At 66.8% G+C, this 23843-nt stretch carries 34 protein-coding genes and 1 pseudogene; 15 read left to right on the forward strand and 20 right to left on the reverse strand.

Annotated elements, in window-relative coordinates:
• Together RCO28_RS20560 and RCO28_RS20565 are read left to right on the forward strand one after the other, a co-directional pair.
• Nucleotides 1-105, forward strand: a pseudogene (locus tag RCO28_RS20560) (IS5/IS1182 family transposase); the annotation flags it as partial.
• Between the two features lie 100 nt (nt 106-205).
• Nucleotides 206-3130, forward strand: a complete 2925-nt coding sequence (locus RCO28_RS20565; protein WP_308942639.1) for a DNRLRE domain-containing protein — start codon at nt 206-208, stop codon at nt 3128-3130.
• 68 nt (nt 3131-3198) lie between these two features.
• Here RCO28_RS20565 and RCO28_RS20570 read toward each other — a convergent pair whose 3' ends face one another.
• On the reverse strand, nt 3199-3462 hold the full coding sequence (locus RCO28_RS20570) for a hypothetical protein (RefSeq protein WP_308942640.1): 264 nt from the start codon (nt 3460-3462) through the stop codon (nt 3199-3201).
• Nucleotides 3463-4035: 573 nt separating this feature from the next.
• Here RCO28_RS20570 and RCO28_RS20575 point away from each other — a divergent pair.
• From RCO28_RS20575 to RCO28_RS20615, 9 genes are all read left to right on the forward strand, one after another.
• On the forward strand, nt 4036-4269 hold the full coding sequence (locus RCO28_RS20575) for a hypothetical protein (protein ID WP_308942641.1): 234 nt from the start codon (nt 4036-4038) through the stop codon (nt 4267-4269).
• A gap of 40 nt (nt 4270-4309) precedes the next feature.
• Nucleotides 4310-4771 carry a DUF6879 family protein gene (locus RCO28_RS20580; protein ID WP_374991212.1) on the forward strand — a complete coding sequence of 154 codons (462 nt, stop codon included), beginning with the start codon at nt 4310-4312 and terminating at the stop codon, nt 4769-4771.
• 26 nt (nt 4772-4797) lie between these two features.
• The gene (locus tag RCO28_RS20585) at nt 4798-5652 is read left to right on the forward strand and encodes a helix-turn-helix transcriptional regulator (RefSeq protein ID WP_308942643.1); all 855 of its coding nucleotides are present in this window, start codon (nt 4798-4800) and stop codon (nt 5650-5652) included.
• 102 nt (nt 5653-5754) lie between these two features.
• Nucleotides 5755-6108 carry a hypothetical protein gene (locus RCO28_RS20590; protein WP_308942644.1) on the forward strand — a complete coding sequence of 118 codons (354 nt, stop codon included), beginning with the start codon at nt 5755-5757 and terminating at the stop codon, nt 6106-6108.
• A gap of 528 nt (nt 6109-6636) precedes the next feature.
• Nucleotides 6637-7761 carry a radical SAM protein gene (locus tag RCO28_RS20595; protein ID WP_308942645.1) on the forward strand — a complete coding sequence of 375 codons (1125 nt, stop codon included), beginning with the start codon at nt 6637-6639 and terminating at the stop codon, nt 7759-7761.
• On the forward strand, nt 7758-7895 hold the full coding sequence (locus RCO28_RS20600; protein ID WP_308942646.1) for a hypothetical protein: 138 nt from the start codon (nt 7758-7760) through the stop codon (nt 7893-7895). Before RCO28_RS20595 ends, RCO28_RS20600 begins: the two co-directional genes overlap by 4 nt.
• A gap of 75 nt (nt 7896-7970) precedes the next feature.
• Nucleotides 7971-8777 (forward strand): aminoglycoside phosphotransferase, encoded by an 807-nt coding sequence (locus RCO28_RS20605; protein ID WP_308942647.1) that lies wholly within the window; start codon nt 7971-7973, stop codon nt 8775-8777.
• 40 nt (nt 8778-8817) lie between these two features.
• Nucleotides 8818-9483, forward strand: coding sequence for a class I SAM-dependent methyltransferase (locus RCO28_RS20610; protein ID WP_308942648.1), 666 nt, complete (start codon nt 8818-8820; stop codon nt 9481-9483).
• 3 nt (nt 9484-9486) lie between these two features.
• Nucleotides 9487-9720 carry a hypothetical protein gene (locus RCO28_RS20615; protein WP_308942649.1) on the forward strand — a complete coding sequence of 78 codons (234 nt, stop codon included), beginning with the start codon at nt 9487-9489 and terminating at the stop codon, nt 9718-9720.
• A 413-nt stretch (nt 9721-10133) separates the two neighbouring features.
• Here RCO28_RS20615 and RCO28_RS20620 read toward each other — a convergent pair whose 3' ends face one another.
• A complete protein-coding gene (locus tag RCO28_RS20620) occupies nt 10134-10736 on the reverse strand; it encodes a hypothetical protein (protein WP_308942650.1) in 603 nt (200 codons plus the stop codon).
• Nucleotides 10737-11029: 293 nt separating this feature from the next.
• On the opposite strand from RCO28_RS20620, the gene RCO28_RS20625 reads away from it, so the two are divergent.
• The gene (locus RCO28_RS20625; RefSeq protein WP_308942651.1) at nt 11030-11248 is read left to right on the forward strand and encodes a hypothetical protein; all 219 of its coding nucleotides are present in this window, start codon (nt 11030-11032) and stop codon (nt 11246-11248) included.
• Between the two features lie 23 nt (nt 11249-11271).
• Here the strand turns inward: RCO28_RS20625 and RCO28_RS20630 are convergent, their stop codons facing one another.
• The 4 genes from RCO28_RS20630 to RCO28_RS20645 form a co-directional block, all read right to left on the reverse strand.
• Nucleotides 11272-11847, reverse strand: coding sequence for a hypothetical protein (locus tag RCO28_RS20630; RefSeq protein ID WP_308942652.1), 576 nt, complete (start codon nt 11845-11847; stop codon nt 11272-11274).
• An 880-nt stretch (nt 11848-12727) separates the two neighbouring features.
• Nucleotides 12728-13168, reverse strand: a complete 441-nt coding sequence (locus RCO28_RS20635; protein ID WP_308942653.1) for a hypothetical protein — start codon at nt 13166-13168, stop codon at nt 12728-12730.
• Between the two features lie 211 nt (nt 13169-13379).
• Nucleotides 13380-13886: an SsgA family sporulation/cell division regulator gene (locus RCO28_RS20640; protein ID WP_308942654.1), complete on the reverse strand. Its 507-nt coding sequence runs from the start codon at nt 13884-13886 to the stop codon at nt 13380-13382.
• A gap of 285 nt (nt 13887-14171) precedes the next feature.
• Nucleotides 14172-14327, reverse strand: a complete 156-nt coding sequence (locus RCO28_RS20645) for a hypothetical protein (protein ID WP_308942655.1) — start codon at nt 14325-14327, stop codon at nt 14172-14174.
• A gap of 118 nt (nt 14328-14445) precedes the next feature.
• On the opposite strand from RCO28_RS20645, the gene RCO28_RS20650 reads away from it, so the two are divergent.
• Nucleotides 14446-14655 (forward strand): hypothetical protein, encoded by a 210-nt coding sequence (locus RCO28_RS20650; RefSeq protein WP_308942656.1) that lies wholly within the window; start codon nt 14446-14448, stop codon nt 14653-14655.
• A 12-nt stretch (nt 14656-14667) separates the two neighbouring features.
• Here RCO28_RS20650 and RCO28_RS20655 read toward each other — a convergent pair whose 3' ends face one another.
• From RCO28_RS20655 to RCO28_RS20715, 13 genes are all read right to left on the reverse strand, one after another.
• Complete coding sequence (locus RCO28_RS20655) at nt 14668-15222, reverse strand: hypothetical protein (protein ID WP_308942657.1); 555 nt, start codon at nt 15220-15222, stop codon at nt 14668-14670.
• 62 nt (nt 15223-15284) lie between these two features.
• The gene (locus tag RCO28_RS20660; protein WP_308942658.1) at nt 15285-16214 is read right to left on the reverse strand and encodes a hypothetical protein; all 930 of its coding nucleotides are present in this window, start codon (nt 16212-16214) and stop codon (nt 15285-15287) included.
• Complete coding sequence (locus RCO28_RS20665) at nt 16211-16855, reverse strand: plasmid partition protein (RefSeq protein WP_308942659.1); 645 nt, start codon at nt 16853-16855, stop codon at nt 16211-16213. Before RCO28_RS20665 ends, RCO28_RS20660 begins: the two co-directional genes overlap by 4 nt.
• A 70-nt stretch (nt 16856-16925) precedes the next feature.
• Nucleotides 16926-17153, reverse strand: a complete 228-nt coding sequence (locus RCO28_RS20670) for a hypothetical protein (protein WP_308942660.1) — start codon at nt 17151-17153, stop codon at nt 16926-16928.
• Nucleotides 17150-17836 (reverse strand): ERF family protein, encoded by a 687-nt coding sequence (locus RCO28_RS20675; RefSeq protein WP_308942661.1) that lies wholly within the window; start codon nt 17834-17836, stop codon nt 17150-17152. The genes RCO28_RS20670 and RCO28_RS20675 overlap by 4 nt, the downstream gene beginning before the upstream one ends.
• Nucleotides 17837-17925: 89 nt before the next feature.
• Entirely contained in the window at nt 17926-18453 is a 528-nt protein-coding gene (locus RCO28_RS20680; protein ID WP_308942662.1) for a hypothetical protein, read from the reverse strand.
• A gap of 59 nt (nt 18454-18512) precedes the next feature.
• Nucleotides 18513-18899: a hypothetical protein gene (locus tag RCO28_RS20685; RefSeq protein WP_308942663.1), complete on the reverse strand. Its 387-nt coding sequence runs from the start codon at nt 18897-18899 to the stop codon at nt 18513-18515.
• Entirely contained in the window at nt 18896-19234 is a 339-nt protein-coding gene (locus RCO28_RS20690) for a hypothetical protein (protein WP_308942664.1), read from the reverse strand. The genes RCO28_RS20685 and RCO28_RS20690 overlap by 4 nt, the downstream gene beginning before the upstream one ends.
• 63 nt (nt 19235-19297) lie before the next feature.
• Nucleotides 19298-19615, reverse strand: a complete 318-nt coding sequence (locus RCO28_RS20695; protein ID WP_308942665.1) for a hypothetical protein — start codon at nt 19613-19615, stop codon at nt 19298-19300.
• A gap of 41 nt (nt 19616-19656) precedes the next feature.
• Entirely contained in the window at nt 19657-19869 is a 213-nt protein-coding gene (locus tag RCO28_RS20700) for a hypothetical protein (RefSeq protein WP_308942666.1), read from the reverse strand.
• A 104-nt stretch (nt 19870-19973) separates the two neighbouring features.
• The gene (locus RCO28_RS20705; RefSeq protein ID WP_308942667.1) at nt 19974-20216 is read right to left on the reverse strand and encodes a hypothetical protein; all 243 of its coding nucleotides are present in this window, start codon (nt 20214-20216) and stop codon (nt 19974-19976) included.
• Between the two features lie 186 nt (nt 20217-20402).
• On the reverse strand, nt 20403-21428 hold the full coding sequence (locus RCO28_RS20710; protein ID WP_308942668.1) for a DUF932 domain-containing protein: 1026 nt from the start codon (nt 21426-21428) through the stop codon (nt 20403-20405).
• A gap of 86 nt (nt 21429-21514) precedes the next feature.
• Nucleotides 21515-21796 carry a hypothetical protein gene (locus RCO28_RS20715; RefSeq protein ID WP_308942669.1) on the reverse strand — a complete coding sequence of 94 codons (282 nt, stop codon included), beginning with the start codon at nt 21794-21796 and terminating at the stop codon, nt 21515-21517.
• A gap of 230 nt (nt 21797-22026) precedes the next feature.
• Between RCO28_RS20715 and RCO28_RS20720 the strand changes: the two genes are divergently transcribed.
• The gene (locus RCO28_RS20720; protein ID WP_308942670.1) at nt 22027-22272 is read left to right on the forward strand and encodes a hypothetical protein; all 246 of its coding nucleotides are present in this window, start codon (nt 22027-22029) and stop codon (nt 22270-22272) included.
• 308 nt (nt 22273-22580) lie between these two features.
• A complete protein-coding gene (locus RCO28_RS20725) occupies nt 22581-23042 on the forward strand; it encodes a hypothetical protein (protein WP_308942671.1) in 462 nt (153 codons plus the stop codon).
• 226 nt (nt 23043-23268) lie between these two features.
• On the opposite strand, the gene RCO28_RS20730 is transcribed toward RCO28_RS20725, so the two are convergent.
• Nucleotides 23269-23679, reverse strand: a complete 411-nt coding sequence (locus RCO28_RS20730) for an Imm10 family immunity protein (protein ID WP_308942672.1) — start codon at nt 23677-23679, stop codon at nt 23269-23271.
• Nucleotides 23680-23843 lie beyond the last annotated feature (164 nt).

Here is a 23843-nt window from a genome sequence, read left to right on the forward strand (position 1 = left end):
CGCCTCACCGTCCGCTACGAACGGAAGGGAACACACTTCCTGGCCTTCCTCGGCCTCGCAGCGGCACTGACCTGCTACAAAAAACTGGCCAAACTCACCACATGAGACAACCTCTAAGAAGTCCGGCAAGAAGACTCTGGTTCCGAATGAGACCACCCCCACCAGCCTCACCTACGCGAACCTCGATGGCACTCTCACCTCTGAGGTGACCGCCGGACCCGAGCGGATCGAGAGGGGCGGCAAGTGGGTCCCCGTCGACGCCAGCTTCCACAAGACGGACGACGGGAAGGTAAAGGCGAAGGCGCACCCGACCGGTCTGACGCTGGCCGGCGGCAGCGGAACTCGGGCGAAGTCCATCAAGGCCACGGCTGACGCGGCTCCCCGTGATCTGGTCACCCTCGGCGGTGAGGACGGCGAGCAAGTAACCCTGCAGTGGAAGGGCGGGCTTCCCACCCCCAAGCTCGATGGCACCACTGCCACCTACAACAATGCCGTTCCCGGGGCTGACGTGATCGTCGAGGCCACCCGCACCGGATTCGAGCAGTACACCCGGCTGAAGGAACGGCCCTCCGGCCCGTACACCTACACGTTGCCCCTGAAGGCCGACGGCCTCAAAGCCAAGGCGAACGCGGACGGCTCGGTGACGTTCACCGACTCCAAGACCGGTGCGAAGAAGGCCACCATGCCCGCGCCGGTGATGTGGGACGCCTCCGTGGACAAGATCTCGGGCAAGCACGAGAACCGGCACCGCGTCGGGATGAAGGTCATCGATCACGGCTCGGGCGACATCGACCTCGTCGTCACGCCCGACGCCAAGTGGCTGGCCGACAAGAGCACTCGGTATCCGGTGACGATCGACCCATCCACCTCGGCGCTGGGCAACACGTTCGACACGTACGTGCAGCGCGGCGAGACCACCGACTTGGGTTCTGAAACCGAGTTGGACTGGGGTAACCCCGGTACGAAGAACAGCGATGGCACCACACGCATCGCGCGGTCGCTGATGACGTGGAACACGGAGCCGTTCGCCGACGCGCTGATCTCCTCGGCGAAGGTGGAGTTCTACAACTTCCACTCGGGCAACACCGACTGCCAGCCGCATGCGTGGGACGTGTGGGGAACGACCGCAGGCTCGTCTGCCTCTCGCTGGACGGCACAGCCGGACTGGCTGCAGAAGTACGCCAGCTCCACCGAGACCAAGGGGAACGCCATGGGCTGCTCCTCCACGGAGCACGGCTGGATCAAGGCGGACGTACAGAGCCTGGTGCAGACGTGGGCGTCGGCCAAGCAGACCCGAGGGCACATGGGCGTTCGGGCCGCGGAGGACTCGGCGCTGGGGTGGAAGCGGGTCAACTCCCGCAATGCCACCACGAACCAGCCGAAGCTCACCGTGAACTACAACTACCGTCCTGGGGACGGCGCCGCGCAGCAGGCTGGACCTCCGTTCGAGTCCTACCAGGGAGTCTGGGGTGTCAACACGCTCACCCCGACGCTGCGGGACAAGTTCACCGACGCTGACGGCGACACGGTCAGCGGCAGCTTCCAGGTGTACGACGCCGCCACGAACCAGCCCATCACCACTCCGGCGGGTGACGGCGTGATCGTCTCCGACTACGTCACCCCCGGTGACTGGGCCTCGGTGCAGGTCCCCGCTGGTCAGCTTGTGGACGGCAAGACGTACAAGTTCCGCACCAACGCCTACGACGGCACCCACTACAACCTTAACTGGTCGCCATGGCGCGAGTTCGTTGTTGAGACCGCCGCCGCTGGTCAGCCCACGAACCTTCAGCCCGGCGACTCATACACGATCTCCGACCGAGCCCTGCTGGCCGACCCGGCCAAGGTGGTCGAGGTGTTCAAGCGGGACGGCAACCTAGAAGCGCTCGGGGTGAAGCCCACGCGTGGCCCGTCCGCGCCGACGACTGTCCAGACGATGGCCGATTGGGAGCGCTCGTACACCATCCCCAGCACAAAATTCACCGGCGGAAGAAAGCCTGCGGACCAGTACGACTACATAGCCAGCGTCGAAGAATGCTCCAATGCCGATGACGCGGACAACGTCGCTGGGTACATCAAGAACCGTTTCTCCTACTGCCAGGAGACGCTGACCGTGATGCCGGCCATCAAATGCGGACTTTTTCCGCCTGGTTGCTACCTTCAGGGCGAGTTCATTGCCACCAACACCCTGATCGGAATGGGGAAGATAGGCGGCAGGGACGGCAGCGACTACACGCGGTACGCCGAGTTTGATCTGAACGTCGACGTCCACTGGGTTGGCGGGGACTTCAAGAAGACCGGCGCCAAGATGAAGGCATCCCTGCCCTGCGAGGGGGAATGGAACACAGGAAACCCCGGCGCCGACCCCAACTACGCCTGCTACTCCGGGATTTATGAGGAGCGCGAGGTCTCGCCCACGCAGTGGGACGTCGACGGCGATACGAAATTCGACCTGTGGTCCTCCACGCCGAAGCTGCCCAGCGTTGACGTTGGCGAGCAGATCGCGGAAGGAAAGTTCACGCCGACATTCGACTTCACCCTCCCCGGATACGGCCAGTTCATTCCGTCGGAAGGGGAAGAGGGGCAGATCAGGTTCGACAGCGCCGCCTACCTCACCTGGGGCAAGGTCGGATCAGTCTTTCCCGACGCGACGCCTGCCTTGCGCTACGACAAGAGCGACACGAGCCGACCCGGCCCGCCGGCCGCATACACCGGCGTCGCTGCAGTAGCCCAACACATCGACGATGCCCGTAAGAACCCAGGCAGCACCGTCCCGCAGAAGGCCGACAAGAAGCTGCCTGGCGCCGAACCGCTGGACCCGCTGCACCGTCTCGTTTCCTCGCAAGATGAGACGCGTTACGACGCCAACCGCAATGTTGTGACGTCCCTCTGCAACAGCGGTGCCGTACCGGGCGGCCCCGCAGCCGGAAAGGACTGCGACGAATACCCCTTCGCGTCCACCACCGAAGGTGCTGCGCGATACAAGTACGAAGGCGACCAGTACAAAGACGACTTCTCTGCTCGGTACATCGACTCGAGCGAAAACCAAGAAGCAGGAAGTCGACTCGGCGCCTGGTACCAGAATGACCGGATCCTGCACTGGGAATCGTTCGTGATCTCTATCGGAGCCTGAACGAAGCACGTGCTTGTCCGATAACTGAGCTGTGGGGCCGACCCATCAGGATCGGCCCCACAGCGCTCTCAGCTCCGCTGCTGCTCAGCGGATATTCGCCAGATCTGCACGAGACAGAACTGGTCCCTGTCGTTCAGCTCGCCTTCGTGACCGGGAGGCATCTCCAGGTCTTCTCGAGGTCCTTCTAGGGGTGAGGTGAAGGGGCCGCGTTCAGGGTTGAACGCCCATTGCCACCGCATGCGGTATGTGCCTGGCGACGGCAGCACCAGCGGGATCTCTGTCGAGCCGCTGTCGATAGTCGCAATGGCCAATTCGCCTTCAGGGAGTTCCACCTCCACCTCTTCCCGGCCGGACCATCGCTCCGTGGGTTGCGGTGGTGCAGTCGACCAAGATTCGAGGCGTATGGACGCGCGAATCACCTCGGTGGGTACTTGCAAGTAGACCATTCCGGGGGCGGAGAGCAACCAATTGGAGCGATCCGTATCCGGGGTGTATGTGTCAACACTTGTGTCGACTAGTCCGAACAAGCGGTAACTCGGAGAGACCGTCGTCTCGCAAGAATCCAGCATCCTGCTCAATTGGCACCTCTCATCCGTAGGCGAGATCAAGAATCCCAGTGTGCCCCACGTCCAGGCCCGTCGTTCTACAGCACCGCCAGAGAGCGGTCACCTTGAGGACCAGGTGGCCAGGGTTCGTGGCTGGGTAAGCAGGTCTCGGGGTCGAGGAGCGTGCTGTTGCGGGCGATGTACTGGTTGGGCCGATCTGAAGGCACAGCGGCGGTGCGACGCCTGCACAGGCGAACTACCCATGAAGGCCTGCAAGTTCGTAGAAGTTCGCTGCGCCGAGCGGGGACGCGAGTGCAAGCTGATGCAAAGAGATCGTGAGTCTCACCAACGGAGGCCAGGATGACCCTGCACATGCTCGGTAAGGACCCCAACTCGCCTGACGGTAAGTCCGCGACGATCTACTACGACGACGTCAAAGACCGCTACCTGGTCCAGGGGCTGAAGGTCCTGGACGAGGAGCGGCTCTCGCAGATGGACCTGCCCAACTACGAGACCGTGGTGGAGATCCCCAAGTACATGGCGCAGTTCTTCCCGGAGGTGAACGGTGACAGCGCAGAGCCCGAGGTTCACTGACCTGTTCCGACAGGCCCGGCGCAGCGCGCTCCACCTGGAGATGCGCGACAGCTACATGGCTTCCGACCCCGCGTACCAGGCATGGTGCAGGGGAGAACGCGACCGACCGGCCGACACCGATCCTGGTCAGCGGCCGTGGCTTCAGCTGATGCAGGACACGACCGCACGCGGCGTGGAGATCCGGCGCGCCCGTGTCGTCTCGGTCCCCGAGTCCGACTACATCCGGTTCGAACACCACCTGAGCGACGCCAACGTCAAAGCCGGTGAGCAGATCCGGTGGCTGCCACGCCGCCAGGCGTCCCAACTTGCCTTGCCCGGCAACGACTTCTGGCTGTTCGACCACAGCCTCGTCGTCTTCCTCCACTTCGCCGGTGACGGTGAACTTGCCCCACACGACGATGAGGAACGCACCACCGACGCCAAGGTGGTGCAGATGTGCTCGACGGCCTTCGAGGCCGTCTGGGACATCGCTGTCCCGCACCAGGACTACCAACTGTCTTGAACTACCAGTGAAACAGGCAGAACTACGTGTCGCCGTCGTCGCCAGTCTCCAGCGTCCAGCAGGCCCAGAAGGCTCTCGGGCAGCGCCTACGGGAGATCCGCAAGGACCGTGGCCTGACCGCACGCGCACTGGCGGCGGCGGCCGGCTGGCACGAGTCGAAGGCGTCCCGCCTGGAGAACGGCAAGACGCCGCCGTCGGACGACGACATCCGCACGTACACCCGCCTGTGCCACGCATGGGAGCAAGAGCAGGACCTGATAGCCACCGCACGTGGCATCGAAGGCATGTACATCGAGTGGCGCCGCTTGGAGCGGTCAGGACTCAAGCGGGTGCAGCAGTCGGTGCTGCCACTGTTCGAGCGCACCAACCGCTTCCTCTTCTACCAGTCCTGGGTCGTTCCCGGTCTGCTGCAGACCCCCGAGTACACGCGAGCTGTGCTGAACACCGCCGTCTCCCTGCGAGGCGCTCCTGACGACGTCGAGGACGCACTCCAGGTCCGAGTCGATCGCCAACAGGTGCTGCACACGCGTCCGAAGCAGTTCGCCATGCTCCTGGAGGAGTGGGTGCTGCGCACAGTCATCGGGGATGCGGACGTCATGGCCACGCAGCTCGGCCACCTGATCGCCTCGACCGCGCTCCCATCAGTAAGCCTGGGCATCATCCCCATGGGGGTACCGCGAGGCGACGCCTGGCCCACGGAATCCTTCACCGTCTACGACAACGCCCAGACGTGCGTGGAACTTGTGTCGGCCAACCTCACGGTCACGCAGCCAGGGGAGATCGGTGACTACCTCAGGACCTTCTCCGAGCTGTCCAACATCGCGGTCTACGGCGCCGCCGCCCGCAAGCTGATCACCAAGGCCATCGACGCCGTCGGATGAGCCCTGCAAGTCCATAGAAGTCCATTGAGTCGCGGGTTCAGCGGAGCCGATTCTCAACGAAACGCCGATGAACAGCCGTTTCGCAGCCCAGAGGTGATCCGCATGCACAGTCCGTCTCGGCACAAGGCAGCGCAAGCCGACCGCGCGAGAGCGCCCGGCACCACGGCCCTCGACGAGATAAACCGCGTGGTCAAAGAGCTGTCCCTGTTGCCTCCCGCGCCCGCGTCGCACGAAACGCTGCGGGTGGAATGCGGCCAGCTGCGCGACTACCTCAACGCGCTCCAGGAGTCCATCGCCACCGACGATGCCACCCTGCGCGGGGACGCTCGTCGCCTGCTCGACGTCCAGGCGTGGCCGTCCCACGATGCCACCAGGAGCACGTGGGCCATTCACCGTGACGACTTGGGGCGCCTCGCCAGGAAGTACCTGCGTCTGGCCGACCCGGGACAGCGATGAGGGCGCCCAGCCGACGGGCGAGCGGCCCAAGTGGCGCTCCCCGGCCGCAGTATGAGCCTCCGACGTCGATGTGGTGCACGTTTGAGGCACGCGTGGTGGCGTACCGACCGGTCGAACACCTGCAAGCGTGCGCACACTGCCAGGACCCGGAGCACGCGCGCTGCGCTTGCCCCGAACTCCGCGGACACGGGGGTGACCAGTGAAGGACTACCCCGCCCTGCGCTGCACGCACTGCGGCCGCAGCATCGCCGTCGAACCGCCCGGCGCGCCCTGCTACTGCGGGAAGCAGCCGTGAACCGCCACCGCCGCCGCAACCTCGGCGAAGCCGCCATCACCGCCGTCATCGTCACCGCTGTTCTCATCACATTCAGCGCCCTGCTCTACCAGGTCGTCGTACGGCCATGAACCTCCCGGCCCGATGGCGCGCACGCCGACGCACGCCATCGCGCCGAGGCCTTCAACTCCCGCCCCTTCCCGCCCTGAATCCCCCCGGTCGGGAAGGGCGCGGGCCCAAGCGAGAGGACTCACGTGCACCAACTCCTCGCCAGTCCCCAGCAGAACGCCTACCTGCTCGCCCGCCCCGGATACCGCAACGGCGCCCGACTCCCCGAGCTCCACTTCAACCAGCTCCTCGACGCGGCAGCGTCCGACGAACCGGTGCCCGCCTGGCTTGCGCGGATGGCCGCCGACGCGTGGGGCCTGGACCTTGCCGGTGCGCCGATGAACCCCACGGTGCTGGTGCGGCCACGTACCGCGTGGAACTACTCCCGCGCCACCTGGGAGATCAACAAGGGCTGCAACTTCAACTGCGAGCACTGCTTCCTGGCCCAGCGCACGTTCGAAGGCATGACCCGCCAGGACAAGTTCCGCCTGATCGACATGCTTCGGGATGCAGGAGTGCTGTGGCTGCAGTTCACCGGCGGTGAGCCGACCATCGACAAAGACTTTCCTGCCGCGTACGAATACGCCTACCGGCAGGGCATGTTGCTGGAGATCCTCACCAACGGCTCCCGCCTGGCCCACCGCCCACTCCTGGACCTGCTGACCCGCCTGCGCCCCCACAAGACCACCGTCTCGCTGTACGGCGCGAGCGATGCTTCCGCCGAAGCCCTGACCCGTACCCCCGGCGCATTCACCCGCGCCCTCAAGGGCCTGAACGCGATCCAGGAGGCCGGGTTGAACACCGAGATCGCGATCATCATCACCAAGCACAACGCCCACGAGGTCGACGCCATGCGCACCCTCGCCCGCGAACTGTCGGACACGGTCACCGAGTACGCGACGATCTCCCCGACCTACGACGGGCAGCCCGACCCGCTCGCGGCCCAGGCGCCCGGATTCCTCGACCGGCACAGCGCGTTCGCCGGCTGCCCGGCCGGTCACACGTTCTTCCACGTCGACCCGTTCGGCCAGGCCACGATGTGCAAGGTCGGCCGGGAGAACCCCATCAGTCTTCTGGACACCGGCCTTGACGGGCTCACCCGCCTGCCGGGAATCGCCGATGCCCAGATGCTTCGCACCGGAGGCTGCGCGGGCTGCAAACTCTCCGGCACCTGCCGGGTCTGCCGCCCGCTCGCGAAGTCTTCCCAGGAGGCGAAGGCACCACTGGAAACCTACTGCCAGCACGGACAACGAAAGGGAGTGCCCGCATGACTGCTGTGGCCGTAGAGATCACCCCCCGACCCGTCGAACCCGAGGAGATCACCGCCCCCGTCCTCGTCGAGGACCTGGAGACGCTGACCGACGGCGCCGTTCCCGGATGCGGAGACGACAACCCCTACCGGTAAACAGCACCACGTCTGCCGCCCCGCCCCGTCACGTCGGCGGGGCGCCAGCCCTCACCCGCTTTGGAGCCACCTTCCGTGCCCACCGAACGCGTCCCCTTCGACCTGCTTCCCGCCGGACTTCGTACCGCCATCGAGCAGCAAGCAGGCCCCGTCCTTCACGTCCGCACCGTCGAGGCCGGGTTCAACTCGGCCATCTCCGCGAGGCTGACCACCGAGCAGGGCACCGTTTTCCTCAAGGGCCTGCCCGCCGACCACCCCCGAATCGCCACCCAGGCTCGCGAAGCCGCCATCAACCCGCACGTCACACACGTCTCACCCCGGCTGAAGTGGCGTGTTCAGACTGCAGGTTGGGACGTCCTTGCCTTCGAAGCCATCGACGGCCCGCACGCCGACTACAACGACAGGGACGACCTCGTACGCATCGCCGACACTCTCACCCGCCTCTCCCAGACCCGCGCACCCGACGGTCTCGACCTGCGCCACGCGGAACAGCGCCTGGCCGCATATGCGCCCGCCGCCGCCCTGCCGTACTTCGCCGGGGACGCCCTCGCGCACACCGACCCGAATCCGTCCAACATCCTGATCAGCGGTGGCCGCGCCGTACTCGTGGACTGGGCGTGGGCAACCCGCGCTGCGCCCTGGCTGGACGCCGCGTACTGGACGCTCTGGCTCATCGCCGACGGCCACACCCCCGAAACCGCAGAGCACTGGGCCGCCCGCATCCCCGCGTTCCGTACCGCTCCGGCCGTGGGCGTGAACGCCTTCGCGAGCGCCAACGAACAGCTCTGGTCCGGCATCGCGGCCGACGACCCCGACCCGTGGACCCAACGCGTCCACGCCGCAGCCAAACAGTGGACCGCACACCGCACCCGGCCTAGCTGACTGGATGGCCGCCCGGCCGTCGAGACGTGAGGAGATGCCCTTGCCGCACAGTGACGCCACGATCAACGCCCGTACCTGGGATCAGATCGCTTCCACCATGCGCACCGAGGCCGACGCTGTCTCCTGGCTGTTCCGCACCGCACCCGGACCCGGCCTCGAGATCCTCGGCGATCTCGACGGCACCACGGTCGCCGAACTCGGCTGCGGACACGGCACCCGACTGGCCCGTCTCACCCAACTGGGCATCCACCGCGGAATCGGCATCGACGTGTCCCCGACCCGCATCCACACCGCCATGACCAAGCACCAGGACGACCGGCTCGAATGGTGGCTCGGTGACGCCTGCACGATCACAGCCCGACTTCCCGAACTCGACGTCGCGTACTCGATGTTCGGAGCCCTCTGGTTCGCCGACCCCCACCAGATCCTCCCCGCCCTCCACACCCGCCTACGCCCGGGCGGACGGCTCGTGTTCTCCTGCCTGGCCCGCCAGCCCGGCACCCCCGAAGGCCGACGAGCCCACCTCGTACGCAATGGACCGGGACGCCAACTCCTCACGGTGCGCTGGATGTACTCAATCGACGGCTGGGTGCGCATCCTCACCGACCACGGCTACCGCATCGACCACGTCCACCAGCCCAACGACAAGATCAACCGGCACTGGGGCTCCGCGATCTTCCGAGCCATCCGCCCGGCGGGGAGATGAGACGTGCCCGACCACATACACGGCGACCACGACCACTCGCCGTACTGCACCATCTGCCTGACCACCCAGCACGCCGACTACGACAAACAGCAGGCCAAGGAGGCCGCGGAGGCCGCGAAGGACGCAGCCCTGCTCGCTACTTCGAACGGGCCGGTCCTGTTCTGGGGCTGCCTGCTCGCCCTGGTGATCGTGGGCCTGGGCCTGCTCGTACCCGTCGCCCTCTGGCGCCTGACCTGACACTCAGACTGGGAGGCATCCATGACCCGTCGGCGCGCTGCTCGGCTCGCCCTCATACCCGCTGTCGTTCTCACACTGCTCGGCGCTCAAGGCCAATGTTCCGCAGGCGGTACAGCCGAACCGGTACCCGGCGGGAAGCGCCAGGGGTAGGTCACCGACGGCCGCTGCTCACACCACACCGGCCCGCCGTATCTGGGCGGGCACCAGATCTGGGCGCAGGCCGCCGCCCAGTGCCGCCAGGCCGTGATCGAATACCACATGACGTTGCAGATCCAGCGCCGCAACGGCAACGGAGCATGGATCCAGGTCGCCAAGACAACCGACTCGTCGGCCCCGGGGAAAATGCAAGTCAATGTCCCGTGACAGCGAATCTTGACGGTTTGCCATCGAAGATTGATCGCCATTGGGCCGAGTCAGTACAGACCCTCGATTGTGCGAGGAAGGCGAGCAACATGGAGCCAGGCGGTCAACGCCGCAGCCGTGAGCAGCAGGTAGAGCAGGGCGGCAAGGATGACAGGGGCGCTGGCCCAGCCGTCGGAGCGGGCTGCCACCACGACCGCATACGACGAAAAGGCAACCATGGCCGCGCCAATGCCGCCGTAGCTGACGGCCGCTTGGACCTGCACCGGGAGTGGCTGCTGGGCGATGTCGGCGAAACGCTCTCCCGCGCGGATTCCGATGAACTCGCGCTTGCTCGTCGGCAGGCCGCTGCGCTCGTACAGCGCGTCCTCGAGTTCGCCCACGGACCTGACCCGGATCATGCTGACCGCGACGAGGATCAGATGGTAGGCATGTATGAACCACAGCGGGAAGGCGCTGAACGCGGCCACCCAAGGTCCCGCCCCGGGCTCGCCGCCGCTCAGCGCGATCGCGACAAGCCCCATGTAAGTGAGTTGCAGGGCAAGCAGCGCAATCCGAGCCGTGACCAGCATTGTCGAATCTTGACGGTCAGCGCTGTAAAGCGCGGTCAAGGTGGCCGTCCTGTCGGCGGTTGCGTCGTTGTCAGCCTCTGCCACGTTCGATCCCCCCTCAGTTGAGGCAGGAGATTACACGGCTGCCTGTCCAGCGCCTGAATATCGACTTCTGGACGGCCCGACCCAAACTGGGCGGTCAATCTTCGATGGCAAGCCGTCAAGATTCGCTGTCACGGGTCAGTCAAGACCGTGCGAGCGGAGACCGAATGCGTCCCTGGCTGTTATCGAACAGTCCTGGACGCCACCGCCTATCTGGTGAAGGACCAGGACGGGCAGCCAGACACAGGGCACATTGAGAGCGACCCGCCCACCTTGGTCACCAAGGAGCAGTGCGCATGACGCAGCACGCGAAAGTCCTCGCCCCCGGCGAACAACCGGACCTTCCGCTCCGGCTCGACCTCGGCAGGGGACCCGAGAAGCCCCTCAGCCCGCTAGTGCTGTTCTGGTGGGACCGGATCCGCAGGCCCCTGCGCAACGCCCGCGTGTGGCTCACCCGGGGACTGCACGACGACTCCGCTCGGCCGGGATTGCGACTGCTGTGGTGGCCTCGCTGACCCCGCCACGTGAGGGCGCCGGGCTACCGCGTGAGGCGGTAGCACAGCAACCGGGCTCGGGCGTCCGCTGCTGATAGGCCCAGAGCATTCGCGACGGTCTCGTCCGACAACTCATCCGCCTCCGTGTAGGCGGCGGCCTGACTTCCGAAACGCTTGGTCGCCCGCTCCAGCGCGGACACCGCCTTTATGGCGGCAAGGGGGGAGTTCTGCACGAGACGTTCCAGCTGTTCCGTTACCTGCTCCAGCAGCACAGTCAGCTCGTCGGGCAGCGGAATGGTGAGCGCCTCCACCTCGTCTAGGTGCCGCTCCCAGTCGACCAAGGGCTCGGGGGAGGGGAAGTCCTGCACGAACGTGCCGACCTCGTCCCAGTCGATCGAATACTCCTTCTCGCCCCGCCACCCGCACGAGCACGCGGCACGGACCCTCGCGGCCATGGGCCTGTTCAGGCCGCCCCGGTAGGCCCACCACTCGTGCGTCTCATAGAAGTTGGAGCCGCTTCCCGGGTCTAGGTACGCCTTCTTAGGTTCGGTTCCGTCCGGGAGGACGGCGCCCGTCCAGCCTTCGTGGGATTTCCCGAACTCTTCCGTGGTCCACGCCATGGCCCCTCCAGTGTCCCGATGGCGATACAAAGCCCACGATGCCGCACCGTCTCGCGAGTGCGCAGCCGCGCCGTCGAACCGGTCGCTACAACGGGCCTGTTGAGGACGTGTGTTGACGCTCAACCTCGGCGAACGGACAGCGGCCATGCCCGTGTGCCTTTGGTCGGCTCTCTGGGGGCAGGAAGAACTCTTGCTGCTGTGGCTCCCACGCTCGACGCCGCGCGCATAACCGTGTCTGCGTCGCGGGCGGGTGGGGGAGCAGGGCAGGCTGGGCGCGTGTCCGATTCACCTGCACTGCCCGTACTGATCGTCGGGCAGGAGTACGCCGCGGTCGAGGTCGAGCTAGCCGTGGTCACGCCAGCTGGGGAGCCGTCATGGGCTGGCCTTCTGCGAGGTGTGCCGTTTCGGCTCGCCGCCGCGCTGCGGCAGGGCTCTGAGGCGCGGCTTGTATGGCCCAACCGGCAAGAGCGGCGGATCCATCCGGCGGGGCAGGCCTCGTTTAGATCAGGCGGGGCTGCTGGTGGTGCCCTTCCTTGGCGAGGGGGAAGCTCCTTGGGCTGGAAGACCCTGACGGTGGCCGTCCCTCGGTGTGCCGTGCGTTCCCTTCCGGTAGCACGCTGGAGGCATAGATTCGTCCACCCGCCGCAGGGTACCGGGAGCCGCCGTGTCACCGCGCGAGGCGAGATCCATGGCCTGGCCCACGGCGACCAGGACCTGACCGAGTCCCTGCGGCGGGCAGGCCAGCCGGGACTCGTCGACCATCCGGCGCCGACGCTGTTCGGTGACCCAGTGAGACACGCCCCGAGACGTGGCTTTCCGTGGTCCACCGACGAGGCGGATCGGCCGGGATGGTCCATCAGTTCACTGGCGACGGCACGGGTTACGCATCAGTGGCTGCGGTCGGCCAGAACTGCACCAGAAGCCACGCCTCGGGCTCTCTGACCGCGTCATCGTCGATGTCGTCGACCTCTTCGTCGTACGCGAAGGGCACATCGCTCAGCTTCCAGGAGGCCCTCGCCCGCCACCGGCCTGGCCACGGGAGGTCGATCGCCTCGTCGCCGCCCGCCGCGATCAGGTTCTGCCCCAGATGTCCGCTCGGGGCATCCAGTCCGAACTCACCACTGCGGTCCCAGGCGCCTACGGCGAGGGGAGCTTCGGCGTCCCAGACCTGCAGCCGCAACTCCAGAACGATGATCTCCTCCTCGCACTGGAAGAGGACCTTTCCCGGGCTGGTGGTGAACCACTCGTCCCCTCCCTGCGGCAGCGGCGGCGCCTCGCGACCAGCCTCGCCATCCTCAAGGCCCAGCAGGCGGTGGTCCATGGTCGAACGGTGCACGCGCTCTTCCAGCATCCGTGCCACTCGTAGCCCTTCCTCGACTCATCTGCTCGTCCTGAGCGCGCTCCGTGCACCGGGACCGCGCACGGCCTGAGTCTCCCGACTTCGGGTGAGCCGCCCCGAGTTCGGGCGCGGCCAGGTCATGTGGGGCTCAAGCCGGGCCGTCACGCCCTTGGCCCTCCGGCTGTCACCGCTGTCAGTCTTCGTCGAGGATTCTATCGAGGGCGCTGTCGAGGGCATCGTCGATCCCGCCCAGGACTGCCTCAGAGCCGAACGGAACCAGAGCATGGGTGTATTCCAGGTACTGGAGCAGCGCCCTGTGATCAATGTGCAGCAACGATTCGCCATCCAGCTCGCGGACCCGGATCCGGACCTGTAAAACCAGCCCGTCGAAGGCTTCCGGTTCCACTGCCACTGCGCCGATGCCAGCCGCTCCGGTCAGACCCGCGGACAGCAGGTCGCGAGAGAGGCGCCACTTGCCGCAGTCCGTGTCGGACCTTGATGTGCTGACGGTGACCACGTACGGATTGTTGGCGCAGAAGCGTAAGTGCACGTCACACGGCACGAGTTCGGCCCCTTGGCTGATGGCGCCCTTTGCGACGCCATCGAGCTTCTCATTGCCGCGGTACTCATTGGGGATCACTTCGGGCCGCCCTTCGCGCCGGTAGCTGTTTCGTTGTGCGGAAACGGTGTTCCACGACATCGAACCTAGCTCGGGCCCGCGCTCACGTTCGGCATATGCCGGAAGGGCAGTCGCTTGGCGCAACTCCTACACATGGCATTCGGGGCGACTCGCACGTGAGGTAAAAACTCCTGAATGTTGGCACACTCAGAGGCGTGTGCCCTGTCGTCGGTTCACACAAAACGAACCAACCGTCGCTTCTGCGATCCGCTGCCCGTGCGTGCCGTCACTGGTAGTGGGCGACCGTACGGAGTTGGCGTCGGCGAGAGGCGACCTTGATCAACCGCAGGCCTCCCGTGCACAGAGTCATGATCGTGTGCCAGCGATCTCGCCGTAGCCCATGCGCTGCTGCGACACCGCCTGCTGCATCATCGCCACCTGAACCGGCGCCGTATGCGGACCGTGCTGGCAGGAGCAGGGCTGATCGGTCGCGGCGTGGCTGGCATGCAAGGGGGCGCTCATACCGTCGAACGTAAGCCGTGGGTAAGGCGAGGGGTGTGGGGGTCGTTGGTCCTGGATCGTGATGCTGGAAGTCCTACTCGGGCGTGCCGCCGGTGCGCGGTGGGAGCACGCTAGAGGCATGAGCACGCCGATAGTCGTCCACCCGCCGCAGGGCACCGGGGGCCGCCGCGTCACCGCGCGAGGTGAGATCCTCGGCCTGGCGTGCAGCGATGAGGATCTGATCGAGTTCCTTCGCAGGGCGGGGCTGCCGGGGGCGGAACGGATCCTGGATGACGAGTCGTGGGCGATGTGGCGTGGCGGCCGGGCGCACCACTACGAGGCCGCCTGACTGGCTCCGGCGTTAGGCGACGTCGAAGAGCAGGCCCCGTTCCTGGGCCTCTTCGATGCGGCGCTGGCGCTGTTCTGTGACCCACTGCGCGTACTGGTCCAGGCTGGCGGTCTCCTGCTGGGCCGAGCTGTCCCACCGTCGCAGGGCCTCACCGAGGACCGGGTGGCCGGTTCGGCGGTGGATCTTCCGTACGGCCGCGCGGCGTACGGGTACGTTCATGCAGTCGTCGAGGGGCACACGTTCCTCTGTGCCGTCCTGGTGGAAGAGCCGGATGTGCAGCGACGTGTACTCGTGCTGGTAGGCGACCTCGGTGCCGGTGGCACCGGTCAGCTCGCGGCAGCCGGGGCGTTCGCAGGTGACTGGGCCCCAGGTGCGGCGCGCGTCTTCCGTGAGGACGTACGAGCGGGTCGGGCACGCAGTGCGCGGCACCATCTGGTCTTTCCACCAGCCGGTGGTGACGGCGTGGACTTCCCCGCCGACGGTTCGGAAGCGCAGGTTGTAACCGTCGAACTTGGTCCAGGCAGCATGGGCGATGGCGCCTATGACGCTCCCCGTCGTTGTGCTCACCCTGACCCCCTGCGCCGGTATATGAATACCGGTCCAGTATGACCAATGGCCCGGTTGGGTGGCTACAGCGATTCCAGGCGCCGCCGGACGATCGCCCAGATCCCAGGGTGCTGCGGGAGTTCGTCGACGAGGACGCGCACTGCGTCCGCTCGCGTCGCCCGGCCACCCACCTGGTGTGCCAGCCTCCCGAGCTGCTTCAGGAGCGCTGCGATGTGCTCGCGCTCCCCACTCTCCTCAGCTTCGGCCGGGGGCGGGTTGGGATCGTCGTCGATCTCTCCGTCCAGGCCGCCGTCCGGCTCCCCGAGCGCCGTGACCGACGGTGTGCCCTCCTCGCGCTGGGGCTCCACGGCACCAGGTTCGGATGCCGCCTTGGCCGGGGCGGGCACCACCGGAGCCGGAAGCTCCCGAACCTGAACCGCCACGTCGAGAGCGCCAGCCGCCGCGCGGAACTCCCGTACGGAGGCGCGGACATGCTCGGCGGTGAGGCGTTTGCCGTCGTTCTCCCAGGCGGTGCGCATCCGGCTGTAGGCCGCGGCGATCTCGGGGCGCGGCCCGTACTCCTCCAGGGGCAGGAGGGCACGTACGTGGGAGTCGGCGACGATGCCCTCCCAAATTTGGGAGACCGCGTAGCCCATGCGCCATTCCTCGATCTCCCGGTACGCCTGCGACTCCGAGAGCCCGGCCCACTCCTGATCGAGGTACTCGGGCCAGGTGCGTTCGCCGCTCTCGCCCCGGTGCAGGCCGCGCCGGTTGACGGACTCGAGGATCGCGCCGCGCATCCACCGCGCGTTCTGGGTTCCGTTGCGAGCAGTGTGGAGCTTGGCGAGCTGCGCGCTCTCGCGCGGGCTGAGGGGGCCGGTGGCGTCGATGTCGGCCGGCGGCAGGACGCTGCCCCAGTCGAACGCCTGACGTCGTTCCGAGGAGTTCTGAAGGTCCGCCCATGGGTCGACGTCGCTCTGTGCGGGCAGCGCGGGCAGGAAAGTGGCGGTCACTTCAGAAGCCCCCTGTCGGCGAGTTCGGTCACGAGCTGGTCGTAAGGAGCGCGGCGCTCGGGCTTATCGCAAGGGAAGCCCAAGGCGCTCGCGATGGCCTCGCGGCGCGGAATCGTCGACGTGAGTACGTCCCAACCATCCGCCCGGAGCTTCGACTTGTAGTCGCCAGTGCTCTTCGCCCCGGCCTGACACCGGTTCAGCAGCACGACCGTCGTGGGCGGGGCGCCGGTGTCGCGCAGGCTCGCGGACCGCTTGACCATCTTCGCCAGCGGGGTGCCCTTCTCCGGCCGCATCAGCCGCTGATAGTCCGGCTGCGTCGGCGACACCGTCACCAGGGCCACGTCGGCGACTTCGAGGACGGAGTCGACGATCTCGGGGTGGTTCTCCGCGTGCCCGACGTCCACCAGATTGATCCGCTCGGGGTCCATCGCCGGATATATCGTGTCCGCGAAGAACGCCGTGGCCGCCGGCACCACTTGGCAGGGGAAGTCGCCTGCGTCGCGGGCCCAGGCGGCGAGTTGCTGTGACTCGTCCGCGTCATAGACGGCGACCGGCCGCCCGGCGCGGTGCAGTGCGTAGGCGAGCAGGCCGGTGTTCGTGGTGCCGCCCATGGTCCGGGGTTTCAGGCTGGCTATGAGCATGCGCGCCAGGGTAACCGTGGCCGTGTTACGCACACCGTTCGAGTGGGTGCCGCCGCCGGGCAGGGGAGGTCTAGTTGCTGTCGGCTGGCGTTGGGTCGGCGTGAGTGGGCGCCAGCTGGGCGAGCTGGTCGCGGATCTCGGTGAGCATCCGGCCGTGCTGCTCGACGGTCTTGATCAAGTGGAAGAGATGGTCGGCGCGCACGGGCACGAAGCCGCGCCCGTCGAACTCCCTGGCCACCGGAGCGCGGTTGGCCGCCGTCGCGGTGGCGGCGGCGGCCTCGGCGACGAACTCGCTCATGCTGCCTGCTGCTCCTGATGCTGGGCGTTGAGCTGGGCGCGACGGTTCGAGATGAGCTGGGCGAGCGTGACGGGCTCGGCGCCCGCCTTCATCGGGACCCGGTGCCCCGAAACCTGAGCCAGTTCAGCATCCTGGGCGATCAGGGACAGGGCCTTGGGGTCATTCCACACGTACGGGTCACGCATGCGGGCCAAGAACCCGGAGAGTGGATCGGGGGCACCGACGGGGGTGTCCCGGTCGCTGTCGTCCGTGGACTCGGTGGGGATCATGAAAACCTGGTTCAGCAGGTATTTGAAGCCTGCCGTCATGGCCTTGTTCGCCGCCTTGTCGGACACGTCGGAACCCTCGCCGACCATGACCGCTTCGACGTGGTCGCCGCTGGGGCCGAAGATGCGGTACTTGATCGTGAGGATCGCGGTGTTGTTCTTCCCGCCGCGCAACTCGTAACGCTCGTTGACGACTTCGGGTGCGATGAACAGGCCGTGGCGGACGAAGGCACCGTTGGCGGCGTTGATGACGTCCTCGACGCTGCGGAACTTGTAACGGGAGAAGTCGTTGAAGCCGTTCTTGCCGACGGGGTCCATGTCGCGCATCACGGCGTTGATGGCCTGGTGCACCGTCACCGCTTTCTGGGGGGCGGCTGGGGGCGGCTTAGGCTTGGTGATGGATGGTTCGGCGGTCACGCTGCTCCATTCGTCGAAAGGGGAGGGTGTGTCGCTGGCTGATGGGGATCGGTGGCGACGCACCCTCCCTGCTGTTTATTTCACTTCAGTCAGATGCTGTTCTTGCGGATCGGATTGCCCTCCGGATCCATGCGCCCGGTGTCGCGCCCCCACCGCCTCAGGGTGTCGCGGCGCCAGTACACGTGGCCCAGATCGCGCACGTCGGGCGCGGGCATGTCGTTGGGATTGCCTCGCGCTTTGCGCCGGTAGGCCCACTGGTTGACCGTCGTTACGCGCACACCGAACATGTCGGCGACCTGTGGGACGTTCAGCAGTTCCATCCCGTCGACGTCCCGTTTGGTCTCCTCGCTGTACGCGCGGTGCTCGCCGCGACGCAGCGCCCTGGCGACGGTGCCGTCCTTGTTCAGGATGCCCTTGCGCAGCCCCGCCAGATACACCCGCCGCGCCTCGTACTCGTAGGGCTTGCTACGTACCGAGGGGCGGGTGACGGGCTCCCCGAACAGGCCCTGACGGGCCCACTCCCGCGCGGTGGGCAGGGCACAGTCCAGACGTTCGCTGATGTCCTGGGCCGTCATGGGATTCGGGCTCTCGAACCACGGGGGGCCGGTGTCGCTCAACGGAGGATCCTGTCGGAGTCGGGTACCGATTACATACCCGACCCTACAGATGGTGAGGATCACCGACCGGCGGTAGCCGCCAGGCGTAGATCCGCACACCGACAGCCCTCGGCCGCGCACGGCAGCCGCATGTCGTCGGTGAGCTCCTTCGCGTGCCGCGTCGCGGTGTGCGCGCAGGCACACACCCGTTGACCGTTCGCCTCCTCGATCCGGCGCGAGGTCTCCGCCGACGCGCTGTAGTACGAGGCGTCCCGGTGAGCTGCCACGTACTCGGCGCGCAAGCCGTCGAGGGTGAGGCGCTGCTCCATGTCCTGGGTGTCGATGTTGGCCAGGGCCTGGGCCAGCTCGCCGTGTTCCTCGGCGAGGGCCATCAGTCGGGCGAGCGCCTGGGCCTGCCGCAACGCGTTGCCGGCTGCCTGGGTGGTGTGGGTGGTGGCGTCGGTCATCGCGACTCCTCCGGTGGGTGCTGGTTCGTGATGTGGGCCTGTCTGCGTTCGGCGCGGACGATCGAGGACATTGTCTCGGCGGTGGCCCGCAGCTGCTGGAGGTCGGTGGGAGGCGTGCTGGAGTGGTGCAGGGCGCTCGTGAAGCGGAGGGCGGCCTGCTCGAAGGCGAGGTCGACGGCGGCGGTGGTGCCGTCGGGCAGGGGGATGCGGGCGACCCAGCTCCAGGCCTCTTCGGTGAGTTGGATGTCGCCGTGGCGGGTGTGGGCGGTCAGGCGGCGGAAGGGTGCGGGGGTGAGTTCGGTGAACTCGGGCTCGCTGTGGGTGGCGTCGGTCATGGGGCTCCTCGCTTGCTGATGCGCTAAAGGGGTGGGGGCCGATTCCTCCGGCCCTGGCGGCCGCTACTTGTGGCGGTCGCGGATTCGGTGCAGGGGGACCCGGCAGGCCGCGTTGGGGTTGGCTTCGATCGCGGAGTGGTCGGGAACTACCTCGCGCCGCAGGCTCGTGCCCTTGTCCCTGGCGCAGTTGGGGCACTCGCTGTCGCTGATGCGATGGCGGGTCGCGATGGGGATGAGCCACCCCTGCCACCAGCAAGAGACGGGCGCGTGGCCGCGCCAGAAGGTGAGCATCGGGGTGCCGTCGTCGAGCTCGACGCACCACCACTCGCCCGCGCGGGGCTCGGCAGCAGGGGCGGTCTGGACGGTGGCCGGGTAGCGCATGACGCCCCTCCTTTCGCGTCGGTCTTGGCACTACAGTCAGGTCAGGCGGCGTCATATATGACCGCGTCGCAGGCGGCCCGGACGTCCTCGAAGCAGTCGCCGCACAGCAGGTCGCAGGAGCAGTGGATGTGCAGGACGTGCCAGCCCAGTTCGTAGTCGACCTCGTCCTCGTCGTACTGCGCGGGTGCGATGTCGCCGCAGGCGGAACACTGGATGACCGTCTCGTTGATCAGGTCGATCTCGGTGGTCGGCATCCGCTCTCTCCTCCTGGGCTCTTGCTTACTTATTTAACGATACAGATTGGCGATGGTGGTGTCGGGTCCGCCCGACGTGACGGCGCCGACATCCCGGCTCTCCCTCACGCGGTGAGCGGCCCGCGCCGCAGGACTGCGTCAATCTGACTCATGTATGCCCACCGCGCCTCCGTGCGTCCGTTCAGTCGGAAGCTGTAATCGACAAGCGCGCGGCCGTTCTTCTCGCCGTGGCCGTCGATTCGAGCCCGCACCGGACGTGCGGTGCCGAAGTTCGGGCGCAGGCTCACCAGCGACCCCACGGGCAGGCGCTCAGCCAAGTTCTCGCGGGTGGCGTGGTCGTCGTGCATGACGTGCTCTCCTTATTTGCCTACTTTTAAAACAGTACGTACTGATTTGGGAGTGGCGGAATCCTCCCGCTGTGACGCCGCCGACATGCCGGCGGCCCGGCAGGAGAGTGGCCGCCGGGTCGAGTGCACAGGCAGACGACACGTCAGATCGCGGGCGCCTCCAGTGGCGGGCGGGCCCCGGCGGCGCTAGGCGGCCAGCTCCAGGGAGCGCACGTTGCGGGCGAGCTTCCAGGCCTTCACCTTGACCAACTGCGGGCGGATCACGTTGCGGTGCAGCAAGGAGTCCAGGCTGTCGTACCGGCGCTGCCAGTCAGCCCACTCCACAGCCGCCTGCGCCAGACCCAGGGCGGTGTGGGCGATCGGCTCGTTCGTCTCCGACTCCAAAAGCTCCTGCAGGCTGAGCCGGTTCTTCTCCACAGCGCGGATCGCCCGATCGGTGCGCTCACCCACGGGCGGCATCGGGAACATCGCCCTCACGTACGCCTCACGCTCCCGAGAGGTGATCTTGATGTCCGACAGCTCCGCCGAAACGGACGCGATCATGTCGAACTGACTGCGCGCCATCTCCACCAGCGCACTGACTCGCTGTGCGTTGAACTCCCACCGGTTCGTGTGGCGGATCGTCGCCGACAGGCCCTTGGAGCGGGCCGTCACCTCCGAGGCCGAAGCCTGGTTCGTGCACACGAGACGGGTGCAGGTGCCCCAGAGCCTGAGCGCGCCGGTGCCGTCGTGGGAGGTCTGCATAGCCAGCAGCGGGACCGTGGGGGAGAAGTCGGCGCCCAACTGGCGCTCTTCGCCGACTCGGATCAGCGCGAACACGCGGCGCCCGCCCTCAAGTTCCACCAGGTGCTCAAAGCTCGTGCCCGGCACGTCGAGGAGCGGGTCTACGAGTGCTCCGATCGCAGCGTGGGAGATGACGCCGTAGGACTCACCAACGATGCCGAGCTTGTCCCCGCCGGGGCCGCGGGTGATGCGCTTGTGGCCCTCTTCGTAGGCGTAGACCGGACGGCCGTCATCGTCCATACCCTCCAGGACTGGCATGCCGTCCGCGTCGGACTTGAGGATGCGGCTAACGGTCGGCTCCCACATCAGGCCAGCAGTCTCACGGGCGGCAGTCCAGTTGGATGCGGACAGCTGGTTGGAGGCGTTGAGAAGCTTCCAGGCGGGCTGTCGGTGGCTGGCGGGGATGGTGGCGGGGGCGGCGGCGGTCATTTCGGTCTTCTCTCTCTCGGCTTCGCTTACGTTTTAACTCTACAGATGGAGTGAGGCGGTGTCGGGCCACGCCGCAGTGACGGTGGCTACAGGCCCCAGGGGCTGAACTCGTGACCCTTCATCTGCTCCTCGCCTGCACCCTCTTCGGTGCACGCCTGTGCTTGCAGGGCTTCGTGGTGCCGCATCGAGAGCGTGGCGACAGCCAGCACGCGGGTAGCGACAAGGAAGGAGCGACGTCGAGCTGGGCTGGACTCGACTGACTGGGCCAGCAGCGTCTCCGTCCAGACCTTGGCGAGTTCATCGACGGTGATCTCGTCCAGGGCGGCAAGGGCGTCGAGGTGCCGCTCGCGGGTCGTGACGACATTCATGGGTGGCTCTCTCTCGTGCTGCTCACTGACTGATTTCTAAAAATCTACAGATGGGGCCGCGAGGTGTCGGGTCCGCGCCCAGTCGGTCAGGTCACACCGGGCCGACCCGACACCACCCTGGCCGAAATGTAAATTAATAGATGTGAGCGAGGGGGTGGAGGAATCGCTTCCGCACCAGGACACGCGACCCACCCCCTCGCCCGCCTCTCAAGAACCGAACGGAACCCCGCATGCCAGCCCACCACCAACTGAAGGCCGCGCCCGAACCCGGCGCCCACCAAGCCCACTTCACGGTCATCGGAACCGTCTGGGAATCCGGCGACCGCACCGCCCTAGCCGCGTTCCCCGGCCACATAACCCCGCTGGCCACCGGATACGACGACTACCAGCACGCCTTCATCGCCCACGTCCAGAGCGCCGACGAGAACGAAGCGCTCGTGATCGCCGAGGACCACCCCGACTTCGACGTCGCCTAACCACCGGACACCCGCCCGACCAGGAGCCGAACACTCACACGCTCTACGCAGCGCGGGCGGAGAAACCGCAGCCCCTCCGGGCCTGCACGGGGGTCAACTGCCCGTCGCGCTGCGCAGATCACACCCGATCGGTACCCTCGTGAACCGTGGAAAAAAAGGTAACCACGCGCCACGAATCAACAGCTCATAACGGGTGCATAGGGGGTGAGCAAGGGGTCAACTTCCCGCCCGATCCGCAGAGGTACCCACGTCCAACAGTGGGGGAGGTCCAAGCGGAGTGGGTCTGGGCCCGGTTGTGGTCGCAAGCGATGGCCGATGACGCAAGCGCGGAGATCGTGCGCCTGGCGGCTGTGGTCGGCATCGTGCGGGTCACACGGGCGCGCCGGGGCGAGGTGTTGGCGATGACGGTGGCCTCGTTTCATCCGCGGCGGCGTCAGGTGACCGTACGGCGCGGCAAGTTCGAGCAGCTTTTCACCGCGCCGGTCGACGACGACCTGCACGCCGTGCTGGCGCGATGGGTGCGCGTACGGGGGCGGCTGATCGCGGAGAACGTCGAGGGCGGAGCTGTGAACGCTCTGTTCGTGACGTGCCACCACACCGTCTGGCGCGGCCGGTTCAAGCAGGTCGGACTCCCGTTGGAGCCACGCGGACTGGATGCGTCGTGGCGACGGTGGGCCGCGCGCACAAACGCCCAGCAGGTCGGGGCGTACGGATGGGAGCCGCTGCCGGCACGGTTCGAGCAAGTCCGCCGGGCCTGGATCGACGACTAGGGCCTGTCCTGAGCGGGACGGCCCTGGGCCGTGGCCCGTTCGAACAAAGGGGCTTGAGGAACATCCATGTCAGATCGTGCGCTAAGCCCTCGTCGTTCCTGGTGGGCGGCTGACGGAGCATCGGAAGCGAACGCGACCTGAAGGTGTCGGCGGTCATGCAATTCCCCACGGATCGCGCCGTCGGCTTCACGTATTCCCCACCCTTTGACTCGGTTCGATGGCCGGCTCAGACCGCTACACGAACGGGCACGGCGTCCGCACGTCCGTAGGCGAGCACCTGGGCGAGGACTGCACGGAACTGGACGACATCCTCGTCCGGTGCTTGGATGACGGCCTCGACCTCGCTGTCGCTCAACCGCAGGTCCTCCAGTGCGTCAGGGTCGAGCGAGACGCGGAGGACATTGCCCGTCAGAACGGCTTCGCGCACGCAGCCATAGGCGGTCCCTTGTCCGGCAGTGACCAGGCAGTGTGTGTCCATCCCCAAGGCGACCTCCTGATCATCTGGGTCGTCCTCGCCCGCCATGAACATCAAGGTGAATCCGCTTCCGTCCGCTTCCTCAGCGAGAGCAGCTTCAGTGAAGTAGCCGTCAGGGTCGATCTCTGTTGTGGCAATACGAGCAGTGAATCGGTATGTCATGGCGGGGTTCTATCAGCGCGTTCGGCCGACGCAGGACACCGGGTCGGAGCGCCGGTGCCCCCTCCATCCAACGGCGCCTGCGGCGTGGACTCCGGGATCCCCCTGGGGAAGATCGTGAACTTCTGGCTGGGGAATTGCGTGAGCGTCCACAGAAGGCTTCTCGC

It is taken from the genome of Streptomyces sp. LHD-70 (assembly GCF_031157275.1).
In the GTDB taxonomy this organism is placed as follows: domain Bacteria; phylum Actinomycetota; class Actinomycetes; order Streptomycetales; family Streptomycetaceae; genus Streptomyces.